Below are 20,185 nucleotides of genomic sequence, written 5' to 3' on the forward strand. Positions count from 1 at the left end.
CTCGGACGGCTCGCCCGGCGCGCTCCGGCGGGTCATCCGGTGCGCGCTGCGCTACTTTCAGAAGGTATCTCCCAGATTCCGCACCGTTCAAGGAGCACATCTCGTGAGCACAACTCCCGTCAAGGTCGCCGTCACCGGCGCCGCCGGCCAGATCGGCTACAGCCTCCTCTTCCGTCTGGCGAGCGGTGCCCTGCTGGGCCCGGACACCCCCGTCCAGCTGCGGCTGCTCGAGATCACCCCGGCGCTGAAGTCCCTCGAGGGCGTGGTCATGGAGCTCGACGACTGTGCCTTCCCGACACTGGACTCGGTCGAGATCGGCGATGACCCGAACCACATCTTCGACGGCGTGAACCTGGCCCTGCTGGTCGGCGCGCGGCCCCGCACCAAGGGCATGGAGCGCGGCGACCTGCTGTCCGCGAACGGCGCCATCTTCACCGGCCAGGGCAAGGCGCTCAACGACCACGCGGCCGATGACGTCCGCATCGGTGTGACCGGCAACCCGGCCAACACCAATGCGCTGATCGCGATGCACAACGCCCCCGACATCCCGCAGGAGCGTTTCTCGGCGCTCACCCGGCTCGACCACAATCGGGCCATCTCGCAGCTGGCGGCCAAGACCGGCTCGAAGGTCGCCGACATCACCCGGATGACGATCTGGGGCAATCACTCCGCCACGCAGTACCCCGACATCTCCCACGCGCTGGTCGGCGGTCGCAGTGCCGCCGAGGTCGTCGACGACAAGGGCTGGGTCGAGAAGACCTTCATCCCCACCGTCGCCAAGCGCGGCGCCGCCATCATCGAGGCCCGCGGCGCCTCGTCGGCGGCCTCCGCCGCCTCGGCCACGATCGACGCGGCCCGCACCTGGCTGACCGGCACCCCGGAGGGCGACTGGGCGTCGATGGCGGTGCGCTCGGACGGCTCGTACGGCGTTCCCGAGGGACTCATCTACTCCTTCCCCGTCACGACGAAGGACGGTGACTGGGAGATCGTCCAGGGTCTGGAGGTCGACGACTTCAGCCGGGAGCGGATGGACGCCACGGCGCAGGAGCTCATCGAGGAGCGCGACGCGGTCAAGGAGCTCGGTCTGATCTAGCCCGCTGACGAGCCACTCAGATCCCGTGACGAGTCACTCAAGGTGGCGACGCCGCGAACCTACGCGACTCCTCGGCGGACCTACGCGACTCCTCGGCGGACCTATCCCGGCTGGTTCGGGATCAGGATCGGCAGGATGACCAGGGCGACGCCCAGCGTCGTCATCCACACCACGTCGAAGGCCTTGCCGCGCACACGGAGCATCCCCGTGTGGTCGATCGGCACGACCGAGCGCGCCAGTGCACCCACGATGAACGCCAGCCCCATCGCGACGACGCCCACCCGCCACGGCCCCACCGCGACCAGGACCAGACCGACGGCCACGACCACGAGCTGCAGCAGGTACAGCTGCGACCCGCGGCTGCGTGGTGCCCTCACGGGTTGAGGCGCTCGGCGGTGTCGACGACGTTGGCCAGCAGCAGCGCGCGGGTCATCGGGCCCACTCCCCCGGGGTTGGGCGAGATCCAGCCGGCGACCTCGTGGGCGGCCGGGTCGACGTCACCCACGATGCCGTTCGCGTCGCGGCTGACCCCGACGTCCAGCAGGGCGGCGCCGGGCTTGACCATGTCGGCCGAGATGATGCCCGGGACGCCCGCGGCGGCGATCACGATGTCGGCCCGGCGCACCTCGGCCGCCAGGTCCCTGGTGCCGGTGTGGCACAGCGTGACGGTCGCGTTCTCGGTGCGGCGGGTCAGCAGCAGCCCCATCGGACGGCCGACGGTGATGCCGCGGCCCACGACCACGACGTGCTGGCCGGCGATCGGGACGTCGTGGCGACGCAGCAGCTCGATGATGCCGCGCGGCGTGCACGGCAGCGGCGCCTCCTTGCCCAGCACCAGCCAGCCCAGGTTCGTGGGGTGCAACCCGTCGGCGTCCTTCAGCGGGTCGATGCGGCCGATCGCGGCGTTCTCGTCCAGGCCCTTGGGCAGCGGCAGCTGCAGGATGTAGCCCGTGCAGCTCGGATCGTCGTTCAGCTGGTCGATCGCGGCCTCGACCTCGGCCTGCGTCGCGGTCTCGGGCAGGTCCACGCGGATCGACTCGATGCCGACCTCCGCGCAGTCACGGTGCTTGCCCGCGACGTACCACTGGCTGCCGGGATCGTTGCCGACCAGGATCGTCCCCAGCCCCGGGACGATGCCGCGCTCACGCAGTGCCGTCACCCGCTCGCGGAGCTCGCCCTTGATCGCGGCCGCAGCCGCCTTGCCGTCCAGGATCTGCGCAGTCACGGGGACGAGTCTTTCATGGCTGGGCGCTCCCGCGTCCACAGACCGTCGTCAGCGGGCCGGGCGTGTCAGCCAGTCCTGCAGCAGCGGCGCGAGCCGATCGGGGCGACGGCAGTAGATCACGGCGTACCGGCCGGTGCCGGCCTCACGCAGCACGACCCCGCGCAGACCGAGCGTCCGCCCGTGACTGCCGCCCACGACTCGCACGTTCTCCCCGGCCGGGGTCGGGAACGGCCCGTCGGCCATGGCCCACTGGCGATCGGACAGCACCGTCATGGGCTGGGCGCCGAACCCGGCGTCGAAGTCGTCCGGGGACAACCGCTCCCGCCCGACGACGAGCCGCTCGGAGGTCAGCTCCAGGCCACCGTAGAAGGCCACCGACCACACCGTGATCCCCACGATGAGCACGAAGATCGACGCCAGCACGCCCCACCCCTGCAGCCCGAAGCCCGAGGCGACGTCGGCGATCGCCAGCGCCAGGCCGACCGCGATGACCACCTTCCCGATCCGGCGCGGGGCCCCCAGCTCGGAGTGGACGGTGGTCGGCACGGCCGCAGCCTAGTGGAAGAAGTGCCGCGTGCCGGTGAAGTACATCGTCACGCCGGCCGCCTTCGCCGCCTCGATCGACTCCTCGTCACGCACCGAGCCACCGGGCTGGACGACTGCCTTGACCCCGGCGTCCAGCAGCACCTGCAGGCCGTCGGAGAACGGGAAGAAGGCGTCGGAGGCCGCGACGGCACCCGTCACCCGCTCGGCGCCGGCCCGCTCGACCGCGAGACGGCAGGAGTCGACCCGGTTGACCTGGCCCATGCCGACGCCCACCGAGGCGCCGTCCTTGGCCAGCAGGATCGCATTGGACTTGACCGCCCGGCACGCGGTCCAGGCGAACTGCAGGTCCGCGAGGGTCGCCTCGTCGGCCGGCTCACCGGCGGCAAGCGTCCACGCGGACGGCGCATCGCCCTCGGCATCCACGTGATCGCGGAACTGCATCACGGCGCCGCCGCTGATCTGGCGGTACTCCCCCGTCGTGGTGTCGTCACCGGCGCAGCGCAGGATGCGGATGTTCTTCTTGCCCTGCAGCACCTCGACGGCGCCGGGCTCGTAGTCGGGCGCGACGATGACCTCGGTGAACACCTCGGCGACCTGCTCGGCCATCGCGACGCTCACCGGTCGGTTGGTCGCGATGACTCCACCGAAGGCCGAGACGGGGTCGCAGGCGTGCGCGCGAGCGTGCGCCTCGGCGACATCGGCGCCGACCGCGATGCCGCACGGGTTGGCGTGCTTGATGATCGCGACGGCCGGCTCGTCGAAGTCGTACGCGGCACGGCGGGCCGCATCGGTATCGACGTAGTTGTTGTACGACATCTCCTTGCCGTGCAGCTGCTCGGCCTCGGCCAGCCCACCGGTGCCGTCGGTGTACAGCGCAGCCGGCTGGTGGGGGTTCTCGCCGTAGCGCAGCACCGCGGACTTGGTCCACGCCTCCGCGGCGAAGTCGGGCCAGCCGTCCTCGGACGGGGCGTAGGAGCTGGCGAACCACGACGCCACCGAGACGTCGTACGCCGCGGTGTGGGCGAACGCCTGGGCGGCGAGCCGCTTGCGCTGCTCGAGGGTGAAGCCGCCGGCCGCGATCGCGGCGCGGACGTCGTCGTACGCCGAGGGCGAGACGACCACGGCGACGCTCGGGTGGTTCTTGGCGGCAGCGCGGACCATCGACGGACCGCCGATGTCGATCTGCTCGACGCACTCGTCGGGCGACGCGCCCGAGGCGACCGTCTCGCGGAACGGGTACAGGTTGACGATGACCAGGTCGAAGGGCTCGATCTCGAGCTCCGCGAGCTGCTCGACGTGCGAGTCCAGACGCAGATCGGCCAGGATGCCGGCGTGGACGCGCGGGTGCAGCGTCTTGACTCGGCCGTCCAGGCACTCGGGGAAGCCGGTGAGCTCCTCGACGGGGGTCACCGGGACGCCCGCCGCCTCGATGGTCTTGGCGGTCGAGCCGGTCGACACGATCGAGACGCCCGCGGCGTGCAGGTCGCGGGCGAGCTCCTCGAGGCCGGTCTTGTCGTAGACCGAGACGAGGGCGCGCTTGAGCGGGCGGGTCGAGGATTCAGGACTGCTGGTCATGTGTGATCTCCTGCGAGCCGTACGGCCCGGTCATCGATGTGGAAGCCGTGGCGGGCCAGCTTGCCGACCCAGTCGACCAGCATGGCGCGCTCGCTGGTCTTGATCCGTTCGTGCAGCGAGCTCTCGTCGTCGCCGTCGAGCACCGGCACCGCGACCTGGGCCACGATCGGGCCGGTGTCGACACCCTCGTCGACGACGAACAGCGTCGCACCGGTGATCTTGACGCCGTACGCGAGCGCGTCGCGTGGGCCGTGCATCCCGGGGAAGGCCGGTGACAGGGCCGGGTGCGTGTTGAGCGTCCGACCGCCGAACAGCCCCAGGAAGGCGGGCCCGGTCAGCTTCATGAAGCCGGCCAGCACGACCAGGTCGGGATCGTAGGACGCGACCGTGTCGGCCAACGCGACGTCCCAGGCCGCCCGGTCGTCGAACTGCGACGTGCGCAGCACGAAGGTCTCGATCCCGTGACGCTCGGCGCGGGCCAGCCCTTCGATGCCGTCACGGTCGGCGCCGACTGCGACGATCTCGGCGCCGTAGTCAGGCTCCGCCGACGCGTCGATCAGCGCCTGGAGATTGGTGCCGCTTCCAGAGACGAGGACCACCAGGCGCGCTGGTGTCCGAGGGGCGGGGGGCACGAAGACCACGATAGTGGGCCAGGGCCGCACCGAGCGCGCCGCCCAGTGCCATGACCGGGACGGCGACCAGCAGGGGGGTGAACATCGGCGGCCCGGCGTCCGCCAGCCGGCCCGGGCCGACCGCACCGCCGGACATCCCGACCAGGACGCCGAGGACGAGCCCCGCCACCGCTCCGGCGGCCGCGCCGAGGGCCAGCCGCGGCACCAGGTCGGTGCGTCCGCCCGGGTCGACCCGCCATCCGCTGAGCATCCCGCCCAGCAGCGGCACCAGCCCCAGGACGAACACCCAGCCCGGGAACGTCCCCGGTGTCGGCAGCGCCGCGAGCAGCGGGAAGCCGGGGACCTGGCCGAGCTGCGAGCCGGTCAGGTCGACGGACGTGCCCGTGCCGATCGCGAAGCCGGGGCCGAGCAGTGCCGAGGCGGTCCACAGGACGAGCGTCGGCACCGCGAGCACCGAGCCGGCCGCGAGCGCCACGCCACCGCCCACGCCCGGGTCCAGCAGGGCCCACAGATCGCCCGCCCGCTGGACGTGGGTCACCAGCAGCACCGCCACGATCGCGGCGGCAGCACCCAGCACCGCCAGCACCCCCGGGACCGCGGCGCGCACCGCCGCTCGGACGTCCGGGACCGCCGTGAACCACCAGCGGTCGGCGTCACCGTGTCGCCGCACCGATCCCCACACGGCCCCGAGCCCGCCCACGACGAAGGCGCCGAAGGCGGCCCGGACGACCGAGGTGTCCACGTCGCCGACATTCGTCGCGGCGGATGCGATCGCCGCGATCGTCCCGTAGGCGCCCGCTGCCGTCGCGGCGAAGGCAGCCAGCTCCACCAAGGGATCGGCCACGACCCACACGGCGGCCTGGGCGACCAGCGCGATGCACAGCAGGGTGGCGCCGATCGGGACGACGCCGATCGACACGGGACCCGCGTCGATCCCGGCGCCGAGGGCCACGAGCCAGGTGCGGATCGTGGTGCGTGCCAGGGACCCGGCGGACAGCCCGGAGGCGCCCTGGGCGATCACCACGAAGACGGCCGCGACCGCCCACGACACGATCGTGGCGACGATCGCGGTCAGGAAGGCCGGCCGGAGGTATGGGGTCTCTACGGGCGCAGGCACCGCTTTATCCTCCCTGTAAAGTTGCCGCGTTGCACACAGGCACGCCGGAGCCCCGAGGAGGCTGATTCATGACTCGCGTCGACGAGTTCAACAGCTTCTACTCGTCGACTTTCACGGGCGTGACCCGCGTCACCTATGCCTTGTGCGGCGACCGGCAGGTGGCCTTCGAGTCCACCGTCGACGCCTATCGGCGGGCCTGGCGTGACTGGTCCAAGATACGCGATCGCAATCCGCTGTCCTACGTCCGCAACGAGGCATGGAAGATCACCGCGCTGAACCGCGGCAGCCATCCCCTGCGTCGCCGCCAGGAGGGCGACAGCGACACCGAGCTACTCGCGGCGCTGCAGGACCTGTCCGCCGACGACCGGCGACTCATCGTGCTGATGACTCTGGGCCACAGCGATCTGGAGGAGGCGTCCAGGGAGGTCGGGCAGCCGGCCGAGGAGGGCATCGAGAACGTCACGACGGCGCTCGCCCAGCTCGAGACGGCGCTCGGCGAGAGCATCGACGCGATCGAGCGGCGCATGCACGGGCTCGCCTCGGCGACCGATTCCTTCGAGGTGCCCCCGGCAGCCGATGTGCGATCGGCCGCCCGGCGCGGCCGTCGGCGCAACACCGTCCTGCTCGTCCTGGCATCCGTGGCCCTCATCGTGGGTGGCGGGTTCGTCGCGACCGACGGCGATGCCCTGGCCACCAGCTCGGACCTCCCCCGCCGCGAGAAGATCGGCGCCGAGAGCCCCGATGTCGTGCTGGACGCCCACAAGATCGACGCCGGCAACCTGCTGTCCGCCGGCCAGCTCGAGCCCTTGAGCCCGGGCACCACGTGGACGGTGGAGGGCACCGACGAGAACGTCGCGAACACCACGCCGTACGCGACCTGCCCGGTCAAGCGGTTCGCCGACAAGGATCCGCTCAAGGTCTTCGTCCGGACATTCACCGACAGCGGACCCGGCAACGCCCGGGTCGCCCAGTCGATCGAGGTCTCGCGCAGCGACCGCATCGCCACCCGGGCCTACAAGCGCCTCGTCCAGTGGTACTCCGACTGCGAGCACCCGCGCGTGCAGCTCGTCGCGGCCTACACCGTCAAGCGTCCCTTCGGTGACTTCACGATCCTGTCCCTGCGCTCGCACCGGTCGCCCGAGCGCACGTTCACGGTCGGCTTCAGCCACTCCGGCACGATCACCAGCACGCTGGTGCACGAGGTCGACGGCGCGCAGGGCCCCAGCATCGAGGCCTTCGCGCAGACCCTGAACGAGTCCGTGGCCAAGGTGTGCAAGGACAGCGGCGGCGAGTGCTCCAAGCAGATCGAGGTCGTGCAGACCGATCCGCCGCCGACGTCCGATGCCCCCTCCTTCCTGGGCATCGTCGACCTGCCACCGGTCGCCGACATCAACAGCGTGTGGGCCTCGGCGCCCTTCTCCGCGCAGACCAATCCCGCGGCGACCCAGTGCGACAAGGCCACCTACACCAGCAAGTCGATCCGCTCGGCGAGCTCGCGCGTCTACGTCCTGTACCAGGCCGAAGGGCTGCCGCAGGAGTTCGGCATCGCCGAGACGGTCGCGCGGTTCACGTCGACCCGCAAGGCCAAGACCTTCGTCAAGAAGGTCTCCTCGCGGATCAACAACTGCCGTGACGACATCTTGTCGGCCAAGGTCGACCAGGAGCGCAAGGTCAAGGTGCCCGGCGCCTCCGGCACCGCCTGGCGGGTCGGCTTCGAGGTCGCCGACGGCAAGAAGGTCTACTACCGCACAGCCATCGTCCGCCGGGGCGCCGATGTCGCGCAGCTGACCTTCACCCCCGCCGGCGAGTACGACATCAACCAGAGCGAGTTCACCGCGATCGCCCGGCGCGCAGCCACCCGCCTGCAGTACGCCGAGTAGTCAGCCGAGCCCGCCGCTGAGGCGTCCGTGCCGCTCGGCGCTGGCGTCATCGAGCCCGATGATGTCCACGGTCTTGCCCTTGCGGTGGTACTTCGTCTCGATCGCGTCCAGCGAGGCGACGGTGGATGCGTCCCAGATGTGCGCGGCCGACAGGTCGATCACGACGTGGTCGGGGTCGTCGGCGTACTCGAACTGCGTGTACAGGTCGTTGCTGGAGGCGAAGAACAGCTCACCCGTCACGGTGTACACCGCCTGGCGGGTGCCGTCGGCCGCCTCGACGACGGCGCGGCGGGTCTGCGTCAGGTGCGCGACGCGGCGCGCGAACAGGGTCATCGCGACCAGGACGCCCACCACGACGCCGATGGCCAGGTTGCGCGTCAGCACCGTGACCACGACGGTGGCCAGCATCACCGCCGTCTCGCTCCTGGGCATCCGGCGCAGCGTCGCGGGACGGATGGAGTGCCAGTCGAACGTCGCGACCGACACCATGACCATGACCGCCACCAGCGCCGCCATGGGGATCAGCGCGACGACGTCGCCGAACCCGACGCACAGGATCAGCAGGAGCACGCCGGCCAGGAATGTCGAGATGCGGGTCCGGGCCCCGGAGACCTTCACGTTGATCATCGTCTGGCCGATCATGGCGCAGCCGCCCATGCCACCGAAGAAGCCGGTCACGACATTGGCGACGCCCTGCCCCCACGCCTCGCGGGTCTTGTCCGACCGGGTGTCGGTGATGTCGTCCACGAGCTTGGCGGTCAGCAGCGACTCCAGGAGGCCCACGAGCGCCATCCCCAGCGCATAGGGCGCGATGATCTTCAGGGTCTCCGCCGTGAACGGCATGTCCGGCACGAACCAGGACGGGAGGCTGTCGGGCAGGTCGCCCTGGTCGCCGACGTCCGGGACGTTGATGGCCCCGATGACCGTGAACGCCGTCAGCGCGACGATCGCGACCAGGGGGGCCGGGATGACGTCGTTGATGCGAGGGAAGCCGGCGATGATCGCGATGGCCACCGCGGTCATCGGGTACACCGCCCACGGCACGTCGATCAGGTGGTCGATCTGCGTCTCGACGATCAAGATGGCCAGCGCGTTGACGAAGCCGACCATGACCGATCGCGGGATGAACCGCATCAGCTTGGCGACGCCGGCCAGTGCCAGCAGGATCTGGATCAGCCCGCCGAGCAGGACCGTCGCGATCAAGAAGTCATAGCCGTGCTCACGCATGACCGGGGCGATGACCAGCGCCACTGCTCCCGTGGCGGCCGAGATCATCGCCGGGCGTCCGCCGACGAAGGAGATCGCCACCGCCATCGTGAACGATGCGAACAGGCCGATGCGGGGGTCCACCCCGGCGATGATCGAGAACGAGATCGCCTCGGGTATCAGGGCCAGTGCGACCACCAGGCCGGCGAGCACCTCGGTGCGCAGCAGCTTCGGGGAACGCAGCGCCAGCCGGACCGTGGGTTCCGGCGTGTCGTGGTCGTGGGCCGGCGCGGGCACGGAGGAGGTCAAGGAATTGTGCTCCAGACTGGGAGGTGACGGTGGGGCGCACCGACGCGGGTTGCTGAACACGACGAAGCCCCCACCGCAGCGCGATGGGGGCTTCGGACCGAACCGGACCTACAGGTTCTTGAGGATCTCGCGCATCAGCTCGGCGGTCTCGGACGGCGTCTTGCCGACCTTGACGCCCGCAGCCTCGAGGGCTTCCTTCTTGCCCTGCGCGGTGCCCGCACCGTCGGAGACGATGGCGCCGGCGTGGCCCATGGTCTTGCCCTCGGGAGCGGTGAAGCCGGCCACGTAGCCGACGACCGGCTTGGTGACGTGCTCCTTGATGTAGGCGGCAGCCTTCTCCTCGGCGTCTCCACCGATCTCGCCGATCATGACGATCGCCTTGGTGTCGGGGTCAGCCTCGAACGCCTCGAGGGCGTCGATGTGCGTCGTGCCGATGATCGGGTCGCCGCCGATGCCGATGGCGGTCGAGAAGCCGAAGTCACGCAGCTCGAACATCATCTGGTAGGTCAGCGTGCCCGACTTGGAGACGAGGCCGATGGGGCCCGTGCCGGCGATGTTGGCCGGCGTGATGCCCGCGAGCGCCTCGCCCGGCGTGATGATGCCGGGGCAGTTCGGGCCGATGATGCGCGTCTTCTTGCCCTGGGCGTAGGCCCAGAACTCGGCGCTGTCCTGGACCGGCACGCCCTCGGTGATGATGACCAGCAGGCCGATCTCGGCGTCGATGGCCTCGACGACGGCGTCCTTGGTGAACGCCGGCGGGACGAAGGCGACCGACACGTCGGCGCCCGTCTTCTCGATGGCCTCGGCGACCGAGCCGAACACGGGAAGCTCGACGGTGTTGCCGTCGGCGTCCTTGTGCTCGACCGTCGTGCCGGCCTTGCGGGCGTTGACGCCGCCGACGACCTGCGTGCCGGCAGCCAGCATGCGGGCGGTGTGCTTGGAACCCTCACCGCCGGTGATGCCCTGAACGATGACCTTGGAGTCCTTGGTCAGAAAAATAGCCATGTCTGTCCCTTAGCCGTTCGCCAGTTCGGCGGCCTTGTCGGCCGCACCGTCCATCGTGTCCACCTGGGTGACGAGCGGGTGGTTGAGCTCGTTGAGGATCGCACGACCCTCCTCGACGTTGTTGCCGTCGAGGCGGACGACCAGCGGCTTGGAGGCCTCGTCACCGAGGAGCTCGAGAGCGCCCTTGATGCCGTTGGCGACCGCGTCGCACGACGTGATGCCGCCGAAGACGTTCACGAAGACGCTCTTGACTTGCGGATCGTTCAAGATGACGTCCAGGCCGTTGGCCATGACCTCGGCCGACGCTCCGCCGCCGATGTCCAGGAAGTTCGCGGGCTTGACGTTGCCGTGCTTCTCGCCGGCGTACGCGACGACGTCGAGGGTGCTCATGACGAGTCCCGCGCCGTTGCCGATGATGCCGACCTGGCCGTCGAGCTTGACGTAGTTCAGGCCCTTGGCCTTCGCCTTGGCCTCGAGCGGGTCAGCCTCTTCGTGGATGACGAACTCTTCGTGCTCGGGGTGACGCACCTCGGAAGCGTTCTCGTCCAGCGAGACCTTGCCGTCGAGCGCCTCGAGCTTGTCGCCCTCGAGGCGAGCCAGCGGGTTGACCTCGACGAGCGTGGCGTCCTCCTCGACGAAGACCTTCCACAGCGACTGGACCATGGCCACGGCCTGGTCGGCGAGCTCGGCGGGGAACTTGGCCTCCTCGACGATCGCGCGGGCCTTGGCCTCGTCGACACCGGTGCCGGCGTCGATCGGGATCTGGCGCACGGCCTCGGGGTTGGTCTTGGCGACCTCCTCGATCTCCACACCACCCTCGACGCTGGCGATGCACAGGTAGCTGCGGTTGGAGCGGTCCAGCAGGAACGAGAAGTAGTACTCCTCGACCGGCGGGGTCGCGGGGGTGACGAGCACCCGGTTGACCGTCAGGCCCTTGATCTCCATGCCCAGGATGTTCGACGCGTGCTCGAAGGCGTCCTCGGGGGTCTTGGCGATCTTGACGCCGCCGGCCTTGCCGCGGCCGCCGGCCTTGACCTGCGCCTTGATGACGGTGACGCCACCCAGCTGCTCGGCTGCGGCCTTCGCCTCATCGGCGGTCTGGACGACAACGCCCAGCGTCGTTGCGACGCCATGCTTGGCGAAGAGTTCCTTCGCCTGATATTCCATCAAATCCACGGTGGTGTCCGTCCTCAGTTGGAGTTCCGCTTTACCCACGGGCCGCCGATGGGCCGCCACACGTGAGCCTTGGCGACTCTATCCGTTAATTCTGGGTTAAGACGCGTTGCTTACGTCACACCAAGTGTTCCACCGTTATGTCTGGTGCGCCCAGCTCGGCACAGACCGCGGCGATGCGCCCCAGCGCGGTCACGTCGGCCGCGGTGTCGACGAGGATGCGCACCGCGTCCTCGGCGACCGCCGTCCGTCCGAGGTGCTCCGGTGTCTGGTGCCCACCGACGAAGACGATCTCGTGCCCCTCGTCCAGGAGCCGCCGGGCGGCTGAACGGGCTGCTGCGTCATCGCCGGTCGCGCCCACGATGATGCGTTCGATCGTCATGCTTCGCGATGCTGCCACACGGTGAACAGGGTCACAGGTTTGGCCTTCGTCCCACGGGGGGAGGGACCCTTGGCCCTACAAGATCTGGATATCGTTTCTCTCGAGCTCGATCCTGGGCTAGGCTCGGCGAGTTCTGTTTTTTTCTTCCGGAGGTCTTCTGCGTGTCTTCGTCAGCGCCCAAACGCCGACTCGACGTACGTCAGCAGACCCCGCAGCGCACGGCCGGCAAGCGAGCCGCCCAGCGCCGACGGACCCGTCGCCACTCCTTTGTTCCCACTCCAGCCATGGCCGGTGCATTCGCACTGATCCTGGCTGCTTTTGGTTCAGCGGTCGCCGGCAGCGGATCGGACGGCAACACGCTCAGCGCCGACAAGTACCAGACGATCAGCCAGAGCTACACCGGCCCGGAGCAGACCACGGTCGACGTGAGCCGCAGCTTCGACCGCGCGACGCTGGACCGTCAGGCCAAGATGCAGGCCGAGCAGACGCAGGCCGCCCAGGCCGAGCTCGCCCAGCAGGTCGGCAAGGCAGCCGATGAGCTGAAGCAGAACACCTGGGTCATCCCGGTCACCGGCTACCACCTCAGCGCCCGCTTCGGTCAGCGCAGCGGCCTGTGGTCGACGGTCCACACCGGCCTGGACTTCGCCGGCCCGTCGGGCTCCACGATCGTCTCGGTCGCTGCGGGCACGGTGGTGTCCGCCGGCTACGAGGGCGCCTACGGCAACCGCACGGTCATCCGGCTCAACGACGGCACGGGCACCGAGATCTGGTACTGCCACCAGAGCCGTTTCGCCGTCTCGGTCGGCGACAACGTCGGACCCGGTGACGTCATCGGCTACACCGGCTCGACCGGCAACGTGACCGGCCCGCACCTGCACCTCGAGGTGCACCCCGCCGGCGGCCCGGCCGTCGATCCCGTCGCGGCCCTCGCCGCGCACAACGTCACCCCCTGACCCACCCCTCCCCCAAACGCTGACGCGTGGGTTCCGCACGCCGACGCGTGGGTTCCGCACGCCGACGCGTGGGTTCCGCACGCCGACGCGTGGCTTCCGTCCGCTGACACGTGGGTTCCGTCCGCTGACGCGTGGGTTACGTCCGCTGACGCGTGGGTTACGTCCGCTGACGCGTGGGTTCCGTCCACCCTGGGCGGCGCGCAACCCACGCCTCACCGTGCGGAAGCCACGCGTCATCGTGCGCAACCCACGCGTCAGCGTTGGGGTGGGGTGGGGTGGGTCAGAGCTTTTCGACGGGGGCGTAGCGCAGGAGCAGCCGCTTGACGCCCTGCGAGCCGAAGTCGACCGACGCCACCGACTTCTCGGCCTGACCCTCGACCGCGATGACGGTACCGAGGCCGAAGCTGTCGTGGCTGACCCGGTCGCCGGGCGACAGCGAGACGATCGCGCGGTCGGCCTTCTTCGAACGGGCCGCGACATTGGACGTCCGGAAGGACGACTGCGCGGTGGCCGACGGCTGGCTCGGGGTCCACTGCGTCGGCGGCGAGGCCAGACGACGCCAGTCGACCAGCGCCTCGGGCAGCTCGTCGAGGAATCGTGATGCCGGGTTGTACGACGGCGCACCCCAGGCCGCCCGCGTCGTGGCGCGCGTGACGTACAGCCGCGACTCGGCGCGGGTGATGCCGACGTAGGCGAGGCGTCGCTCCTCCTCCAGCTCCTTGACGTCGGCCAGCGAGCGCATGTGCGGGAACACCCCGTCCTCCATGCCGGTCAGGAACACGACCGGGAACTCCAGGCCCTTGGCGGTGTGCAGGGTCATCAGCGTGACGACGCCGTCGCCCTCGTCGGGGATCTGGTCGGCATCGGCCACGAGGGCGACCTGCTCGAGGAAGGCCGCGAGCGACCCCTCCCCCAGCGTCGGCTCGTCGGAGATCGCCTCGACGGCCTCGGATGGCTCCTCGGCCGGCACGTCCTCGGCCTCGTCCGACTCGTCGACCGTGCTGGCGCCGACGACGAACTCACGCGCGACGGCGACGAGCTCGGCCAGGTTCTCGACCCTGGTCTCGTCCTGCGGATCGGTGCTCTGCTCGAGCGTGGACAGGTAGCCGCTGCGCGTCAGCGCCGCCTCGAGCACCGCATCGGCGGGGGCCCCCGACTCGGCCATGTCCATCAGCTCGGACATGAACGCGGTGAAGGCCTGGATCGCGTTCAGCGAACGGGTCGCCAGGTCGGGCGCCTCGTCGGCGCGGGTCAGCGCCTCCCAGAAGCTGATGTCGTGCATCGTCGCGAGCCGCTGGATGGATGCCTCGGCCCGGTCCCCGATGCCGCGCTTGGGCTCGTTGATGATGCGCCGCAGGGAGACGGTGTCACGAGGGTTGACCAGCACCCGGACGTACGCGAGCGCATCCTTGATCTCCTTGCGCTCGTAGAACCGGACGCCGCCGACCACCCGGTAGGGCAGGCCGACGCGGATGAAGACTTCTTCGAACACCCGGCTCTGGGCATTGGTGCGGTAGAAGATCGCGACGTCCTTGGCGGCCACCTCGCCGGAGTCGACGAGCTTGTCGATCTCGTCGGCGATGAACTGCGCCTCGTCGCGCTCGTCGTCACCGACGTAGCCGACGATCTTCTCCCCGTCGCCCTGCGCGGACCACAGCTGCTTGTCCCTGCGGCCCTCGTTGCGGCTGATGACCGCGTTGGCGGCCGTCAGGATGGTCTGGGTGGAGCGGTAGTTCTGCTCCAGCAGGATCGTCGCAGCGTTCGGGAAGTCGTCCTCGAACTCGAGGATGTTGCGGATGTTGGCGCCGCGGAAGGCATAGATCGACTGATCGGAGTCGCCCACGACCAGCAGGTCGGAGTCGGCGTCGGTCAGCTCGCGGATCAACTGGTACTGGGCATGGTTGGTGTCCTGGTACTCGTCGACCAGGATGTGCCGGAAGCGGCGGCGGTACGTCTCGCGCACATCGGGCCAGGCCTGGAACAGGTGGACCGTGTTCATGATCAGGTCGTCGAAGTCCATCGCATTGGCCGACTGCAGCCGTGCCTGATACGTCTTGTACGCCTCGGCGTAGATCTCCTCTGTCGGATTGGTCGCCTTGCCGGCGGCCGCCTCGTGATCGACCAGCTCGTTCTTGAGGTTGGAGATCCAGTTGAGGACCGCCCGCGGGTTGACCTTCTTGGGGTCCAGCTCCATGTCGCGACAGATCAGCGTCATCAGGCGGCGTTGATCGGCCGAGTCGTAGATCGTGAACGAGGACGTGAACCCGAATCGGGTCGCCTCGCGGCGCAGGATGCGCACGCACGCGGAGTGGAAGGTCGAGACCCACATCATCCGCGCCCGGGGACCGACCAGGTCGGCGACGCGCTCGCGCATCTCGGCGGCGGCCTTGTTGGTGAAGGTGATCGCCAGGATCGAGCCGGGGTGGGCGCCGCGCGCGGCGATGAGCCAGGCGACGCGCCGGGTCAGCACCCGGGTCTTGCCCGAGCCCGCGCCGGCCACCACGAGCAGCGGACCGCCCGGGTGGGACACCGCAGCCCGCTGTGCGTCGTTGAGCCCTTCCAGCAGGGTCTCCGAGCGTGGACGCCGGTGGTCGGCGGATCCTGGCGTGGCGGCAGGTGGACGTCCCATGGACGGGACAGGGAACGGCAGCGTCATCGTGCTGTCCAGCCTAGTTGCCGCACCCGACACGGGCCGAATCGGAGGGCCCGCGCGTACACTCCCCTGCCATGGATCCTGCCGTCACCATCCGGCCTGCGCACGAGGCCGATCTGGATGCGCTGACCGATGTGTGGGAGCGGGCCGCCCGGTCGTCCCACGGTTTCATGGAACCAGCCGACTTCAGCGAGATGCGGCCGTTCATGCGCGACTCCTATCTCCCGTCGATGGAGGTGCTGCTGGCCGAGCTGGACGGCCGTCCGATCGCCTTCGTCGGTGCCCGCGAGAACCATGTCGAGCTGCTGTACGTCGACCCGGAGCTCCACGGCCAGGGACTCGGCACCCGCCTGCTCGCCGAGGTCGGTGCCACCAGCGTCGAGGTGTACGCCGACAACACGACCGGCGTCGCGTTCTACCGCTCCCAGGGGTTCGCCGAGGTGCTGCGCCGCGAGAACGACGCCGCCGGCCGGCCGTACGCCATGGTGGTGCTGCGCCGATGAGGCTCGGGCTCGACACCGGCAGCGGCGAGGCGCCGTTCGAGCAGGTCCGCCGCCAGGTGGCCGAGCTCGCCGCCGACGGGACGCTGCCGGCGGGCCACAAGCTGCCGACGGTCCGCGCCCTCGCGGCCGATCTGGGGCTGGCCGTCAACACCGTCGCGAAGGCCTACCGCGCCCTCGAGGCCGATGGCGTCATCGAGACCCGCGGCCGCAACGGGACGTTCATCGCGGTCCGTCACGCCGCGGACGACGCGACCGACGACGCCGCCCGCGCATTCGTCCTGCAGGCCCGGCGACAGGGACTGTCACGCGACGAGGCGATCCGCCTGCTCGAGACCCACTGGGCCTGACGCCGCTGCCCGGGCGGCCCACCTGCGGTTGAGGCGACCGGATACCGTGGCACCGTGTCATTCACCTTCGTCCTGCTCCTGCTTCTCGTGGCCGGCATCGCCCTGATGGGCCTGGCCCTGTCCGGTATCGGCAGTCCCGACCGGTCGCACCAGAAGCCGCCGCGACTGCCCGGCCACGACATCCAGGACCAGCAGCGCAAGCGCCAGGACCCGGACGCCCGCTAGCTACTCCGCATTCGGGTTGGGCTTGCGCCAGCTGCGCTCGAACGGCAGCCGCCACGCCCGCGGCGCGACGAGCTGGTGGATCGCGTTGGGCCCCCACGTGCCGGCCGCGTACGGCCGCACCGGCGGGGTGTCGTTGAGCAGCGGCTCCGAGATCTCCCACAGCCGCTCGATGCCCTCCGCGGTCGTGAACAGCGTCCGCTCGCCGCGCATCGCGTCGTAGATCAGCCGCTCGTACGCCTCCAGCACCTCACCGGCTCGTTCGGTCTCCTGCATCGCGAACTGCATGCTGAGCTTGTCCAGCCGCATGCCCGGACCGGGACGCTTGCCATAGAACGACAGTGACAGGCGGGACGAGTCGGCCAGGTCGAACGTCAGGTGATCCGGCCCGGCCAGGCCCACGCCGGAACCCGCCGGGAACATGCTCTTGGGCGGCTCCCGGAACGCGATCGAGATGATGCGCGCCCCCTCGGCGAGCTTCTTGCCCGTCCGCAGGTAGAACGGGACGCCGGCCCAGCGCCAGTTGTCGATCTCGGCCTTGAGGGCGACGAAGGTGTCGGTCTCGGAGTCGGCGGCGACGCCGTCCTCATCGCGATAACCCTGGTACTGCCCGCGGACCACGAACTTGGGATCCAGCGGCAGCATCGACCGGAAGACCTTGTTCTTTTCCTCGGAGATCGAGTCCGAGTCCAGCGACGTCGGCGGCTCCATCGCCATGAACGCGAGCACCTGGAACAGGTGGGTCACGACCATGTCCTTGAAGGCGCCGGTGCCTTCGTAGAAGCCGGACCGGCCGCTCACCGACAGCGTCTCGGGCACGTCGATCTGCACGTGGTCGATGAAGTTGCGGTTCCAGATCGGCTCGAACAGTCCGTTGGCGAACCGGAACGCCAGGATGTTCAGCGCCGCCTCCTTGCCCAGGAAGTGGTCGATGCGGAAGATCTGGCGCTCGTCGAAGACCTCGTGCAGCTCGGCGTTGAGCGCCTTCGCACTGGCCAGGTCGGTGCCGAACGGCTTCTCCATGATGATGCGGGAGCGCTCCACCAGATTCGCCTGGTCGAGGGTGTGCACGACGTCGAGCGCCGACTTCGGCGGGACGCTCAGGTAGTGCAGCCGCCGCGGCGACCCACCGAGATCGGCCTCGAGCACGCCGGCCGCCTTGGCGAGCGCGTCCGGACCGGCCTTGACGTTGATGTACGACAGCTTCGGCGCGAAGTCGCGCCACTTCTGGTCGTCGATCTCGCGGGTGCTGAACTCGCGGTAGGCCTTCTCGGCGAACTCGCGGAAGTCCTCGTCGTCGAAGTCGTCCATCGAGACGCCGATGATGCGCGAGTCGGACACCAGACCCGACTGGAGCAGGTGCATGATGCCGGGCAGCAGCTTGCGTCGGGCCAGGTCACCGGTGGCGCCGAAGAGCACAATCAGATGGGGCTCGTCCATGCCATCAGGCTAGACCCGGCACGCGGCCTCGGCACAGATCCGGCAAAAGGCCACTGCGGACGGTGCAAGGCGCTGACGTCCGCTGTCAGCCCGGTCAGGGCGGTGACAGCGGGCTGCCAGCGGCGGCGAGCAGCATCGTCGGCATGACCCAACACGCCATTCACGCCGAAGGGCTCACCAAGCACTACGGCGACACGAAAGCACTCGACGGCATCGACCTGGCCGTCCCCCACGGCTCCGTCCTCGGAGTCCTCGGACCCAACGGCGCCGGCAAGACGACCGCGGTCCGCATCCTCGCGACCCTGTTGCGTCCTGACGCCGGCACCGCGACGGTCGCCGGCCACGACATCGTCAACGACCCCGACGCCGTCCGACGCTCGATCGGCCTGACCGGGCAGTACGCCTCAGTGGACCAGCAGCTGACCGGGAGGGAGAACCTGGAGCTGTTCGCCCGGCTGCTGGACTTCACCCGCCCCGACTCCCGCGCCCGGGCCCGGGAGCTGCTGGAGCAGTTCGGCCTCACCGAGGCCGGCGACCGCCAGATCCGGACGTACTCGGGCGGGATGCGTCGCCGGCTGGACCTCGCCGCGAGCCTGGTCGGTCGCCCGCAGGTGATCTTCCTCGACGAGCCCACCACGGGTCTGGACCCGAGCAAGCGCGACGACGTGTGGAACCTCGTGCGCATGCTGACCGCGGAGGGCACCAGCGTCCTCCTGACGACGCAGTACCTCGAGGAGGCGGACGCGCTGGCCGACGCGATCACGGTGATCGACCACGGCCAGGTGATCGCGAACGGCACCGCCGCCGAGCTCAAGCAGATCGTGGGCGGACGCTCGCTGCAGGTGCGTCCCGCCGATGCCGCTGACACCGCACAGATCCGCAGGATCCTCAGCCGCATCACCGGACGTCCGGTCGACGAGCCCACCCGTGGGTTGCTGACCGCCCCGATCGAGGCCGAGCAGGACTTCACCGCGGTCGTGGTCGAGCTGGCATCGCGCGGCATCGGCCTCACCGAGATCTCGCTGAGCCTGCCGAGCCTCGACGAGGTCTTCTTCACCCTCACCGGACGGGGCGCATCGACCGCTGCCGCCGGCACCGACACCGACAAGGAGCTGGTCCGATGACCACGACATCCATCCCGGTCGCCCGGCCGCGACCCGCATCCTCCCTGCCCTGGCTGCGGCACTCGCTGTCGCTGGCGGGCCGCTCGGTCAGGAAGATGCTCCGGCACCCCGAGCAGTTCTTCGACGTGACCTTGCAGCCGGTGCTGTTCCTGGTGATCTTCGTGTACGTCCTGGGCGGCGCGATCGCCGGTTCGACGCACGACTACCTGCAGTTCGTGCTGCCGGGCATCCTGATCCAGACGGTCCTGTTCAGCACGGTCGCGATCGGCGTCAACCTCAACACCGACATCAAGGAGGGGGTGTTCGACCGGTTCCGGTCGTTGCCCATCCCCCGCTCGGCCCCGCTCGTGGGCGCCACGCTCGCCGAGTGCCTGCGCTACGGGCTCACGATCGCGGTGACGATGGTCGCGGGCTTCGTGATGGGCTTCCGGCCGACCACCTCACCGGTCAAGGTCGCGATCGCCTGCCTGCTGGTGCTGCTGTTCGCCTGGTGCATGTGCTGGGTCGCGATCTGGCTGGGCATGGTGATGCGCGAGGCCGGATCGGTGCAGGGCATCGGCTTCGTCGCCCTGTTCCCGTTGACGTTCGGCTCCAGCATGTTCGCCTCGGTCGACACGATGCCCGGCTGGTTGCGGGCCTGGGTCGACATCAACCCGGTGACCCACCTGACCGATGCCGTCCGGGGTCTCCTGACCGGCGGCCCCGTCGCCCAGGACGCCTTCATCGCGCTGGGGACGAGCGCCCTGATCCTGGCGGTGTTCGCCCCGCTGGCGGTGAGCGCGTACCGCACGAAGGCCTGA

General features: G+C 69.7%; 20 protein-coding genes. 8 read left to right on the top strand and 12 right to left on the bottom strand.

The window, feature by feature from the left end; all coding sequences use genetic code 11:
• Positions 1 to 103 precede the first annotated feature (103 nt).
• Positions 104 to 1,093, top strand: coding sequence for a malate dehydrogenase (locus tag NQV15_RS14565; protein ID WP_232401077.1), 990 nt, complete (start codon positions 104 to 106; stop codon positions 1,091 to 1,093).
• A gap of 101 nt (positions 1,094 to 1,194) precedes the next feature.
• On the opposite strand, the gene NQV15_RS14570 is transcribed toward NQV15_RS14565, so the two are convergent.
• From NQV15_RS14570 to NQV15_RS14595, 6 genes are read right to left on the bottom strand one after another with little or no spacing between them, the layout of a single operon-like run.
• Positions 1,195 to 1,470, bottom strand: coding sequence for a DUF3017 domain-containing protein (locus tag NQV15_RS14570; RefSeq protein WP_232401076.1), 276 nt, complete (start codon positions 1,468 to 1,470; stop codon positions 1,195 to 1,197).
• Entirely contained in the window at positions 1,467 to 2,318 is an 852-nt protein-coding gene (locus NQV15_RS14575) for a bifunctional methylenetetrahydrofolate dehydrogenase/methenyltetrahydrofolate cyclohydrolase (RefSeq protein ID WP_232401074.1), read from the bottom strand. Before NQV15_RS14575 ends, NQV15_RS14570 begins: the two co-directional genes overlap by 4 nt.
• A 48-nt stretch (positions 2,319 to 2,366) precedes the next feature.
• Complete coding sequence (locus tag NQV15_RS14580) at positions 2,367 to 2,864, bottom strand: hypothetical protein (protein WP_232401071.1); 498 nt, start codon at positions 2,862 to 2,864, stop codon at positions 2,367 to 2,369.
• A 9-nt stretch (positions 2,865 to 2,873) separates the two neighbouring features.
• Positions 2,874 to 4,439 (bottom strand): bifunctional phosphoribosylaminoimidazolecarboxamide formyltransferase/IMP cyclohydrolase, encoded by a 1,566-nt coding sequence (gene purH / locus NQV15_RS14585; protein WP_232401070.1) that lies wholly within the window; start codon positions 4,437 to 4,439, stop codon positions 2,874 to 2,876.
• Positions 4,436 to 5,038, bottom strand: coding sequence for a phosphoribosylglycinamide formyltransferase (purN, locus tag NQV15_RS14590; RefSeq protein ID WP_232401062.1), 603 nt, complete (start codon positions 5,036 to 5,038; stop codon positions 4,436 to 4,438). Before purN ends, purH begins: the two co-directional genes overlap by 4 nt.
• Positions 4,974 to 6,188: a cell division protein PerM gene (locus NQV15_RS14595; RefSeq protein ID WP_232401051.1), complete on the bottom strand. Its 1,215-nt coding sequence runs from the start codon at positions 6,186 to 6,188 to the stop codon at positions 4,974 to 4,976. Before NQV15_RS14595 ends, purN begins: the two co-directional genes overlap by 65 nt.
• Positions 6,189 to 6,256: 68 nt before the next feature.
• Between NQV15_RS14595 and NQV15_RS14600 the strand changes: the two genes are divergently transcribed.
• The gene (locus tag NQV15_RS14600) at positions 6,257 to 8,068 is read left to right on the top strand and encodes a SigE family RNA polymerase sigma factor (protein WP_232401049.1); all 1,812 of its coding nucleotides are present in this window, start codon (positions 6,257 to 6,259) and stop codon (positions 8,066 to 8,068) included.
• Here the strand turns inward: NQV15_RS14600 and NQV15_RS14605 are convergent, their stop codons facing one another.
• The 4 genes from NQV15_RS14605 to NQV15_RS14620 all read right to left on the bottom strand — a co-directional run bounded on the left by NQV15_RS14605 (position 8,069) and on the right by NQV15_RS14620 (position 12,143).
• Positions 8,069 to 9,583, bottom strand: coding sequence for a SulP family inorganic anion transporter (locus tag NQV15_RS14605; RefSeq protein WP_232401047.1), 1,515 nt, complete (start codon positions 9,581 to 9,583; stop codon positions 8,069 to 8,071).
• 108 nt (positions 9,584 to 9,691) lie between these two features.
• Positions 9,692 to 10,588: a succinate--CoA ligase subunit alpha gene (gene sucD, locus NQV15_RS14610; RefSeq protein ID WP_232401045.1), complete on the bottom strand. Its 897-nt coding sequence runs from the start codon at positions 10,586 to 10,588 to the stop codon at positions 9,692 to 9,694.
• A 9-nt stretch (positions 10,589 to 10,597) separates the two neighbouring features.
• The gene (sucC, locus tag NQV15_RS14615) at positions 10,598 to 11,764 is read right to left on the bottom strand and encodes an ADP-forming succinate--CoA ligase subunit beta (protein WP_232401043.1); all 1,167 of its coding nucleotides are present in this window, start codon (positions 11,762 to 11,764) and stop codon (positions 10,598 to 10,600) included.
• Between the two features lie 115 nt (positions 11,765 to 11,879).
• Entirely contained in the window at positions 11,880 to 12,143 is a 264-nt protein-coding gene (locus tag NQV15_RS14620; protein ID WP_232401042.1) for a hypothetical protein, read from the bottom strand.
• A 284-nt stretch (positions 12,144 to 12,427) separates the two neighbouring features.
• On the opposite strand from NQV15_RS14620, the gene NQV15_RS14625 reads away from it, so the two are divergent.
• Positions 12,428 to 13,096: a M23 family metallopeptidase gene (locus NQV15_RS14625; RefSeq protein WP_232401040.1), complete on the top strand. Its 669-nt coding sequence runs from the start codon at positions 12,428 to 12,430 to the stop codon at positions 13,094 to 13,096.
• Positions 13,097 to 13,376: 280 nt separating this feature from the next.
• Here NQV15_RS14625 and pcrA read toward each other — a convergent pair whose 3' ends face one another.
• The gene (gene pcrA / locus NQV15_RS14630; protein WP_372490384.1) at positions 13,377 to 15,752 is read right to left on the bottom strand and encodes a DNA helicase PcrA; all 2,376 of its coding nucleotides are present in this window, start codon (positions 15,750 to 15,752) and stop codon (positions 13,377 to 13,379) included.
• Between the two features lie 71 nt (positions 15,753 to 15,823).
• Between pcrA and NQV15_RS14635 the strand changes: the two genes are divergently transcribed.
• Genes NQV15_RS14635 through NQV15_RS14645 form a run of 3 tightly spaced genes read left to right on the top strand, consistent with a single transcriptional unit; the run spans position 15,824 to position 16,824 of the window.
• Complete coding sequence (locus NQV15_RS14635; protein ID WP_232401038.1) at positions 15,824 to 16,252, top strand: GNAT family N-acetyltransferase; 429 nt, start codon at positions 15,824 to 15,826, stop codon at positions 16,250 to 16,252.
• On the top strand, positions 16,249 to 16,599 hold the full coding sequence (locus NQV15_RS14640) for a GntR family transcriptional regulator (protein WP_232401035.1): 351 nt from the start codon (positions 16,249 to 16,251) through the stop codon (positions 16,597 to 16,599). The genes NQV15_RS14635 and NQV15_RS14640 overlap by 4 nt, the downstream gene beginning before the upstream one ends.
• 54 nt (positions 16,600 to 16,653) lie before the next feature.
• A complete protein-coding gene (locus NQV15_RS14645) occupies positions 16,654 to 16,824 on the top strand; it encodes a hypothetical protein (RefSeq protein ID WP_232401027.1) in 171 nt (56 codons plus the stop codon).
• Here the strand turns inward: NQV15_RS14645 and zwf are convergent, their stop codons facing one another.
• Complete coding sequence (gene zwf, locus NQV15_RS14650; RefSeq protein WP_232401025.1) at positions 16,825 to 18,261, bottom strand: glucose-6-phosphate dehydrogenase; 1,437 nt, start codon at positions 18,259 to 18,261, stop codon at positions 16,825 to 16,827.
• A gap of 143 nt (positions 18,262 to 18,404) precedes the next feature.
• On the opposite strand from zwf, the gene NQV15_RS14655 reads away from it, so the two are divergent.
• Both NQV15_RS14655 and NQV15_RS14660 read left to right on the top strand, forming a co-directional pair.
• Positions 18,405 to 19,385, top strand: coding sequence for an ATP-binding cassette domain-containing protein (locus NQV15_RS14655; RefSeq protein WP_232401023.1), 981 nt, complete (start codon positions 18,405 to 18,407; stop codon positions 19,383 to 19,385).
• The gene (locus NQV15_RS14660) at positions 19,382 to 20,185 is read left to right on the top strand and encodes an ABC transporter permease (RefSeq protein ID WP_232401014.1); all 804 of its coding nucleotides are present in this window, start codon (positions 19,382 to 19,384) and stop codon (positions 20,183 to 20,185) included. The genes NQV15_RS14655 and NQV15_RS14660 overlap by 4 nt, the downstream gene beginning before the upstream one ends.

Source organism: Aeromicrobium wangtongii, from assembly GCF_024584515.1.
Lineage (GTDB): Bacteria > Actinomycetota > Actinomycetes > Propionibacteriales > Nocardioidaceae > Aeromicrobium > Aeromicrobium wangtongii.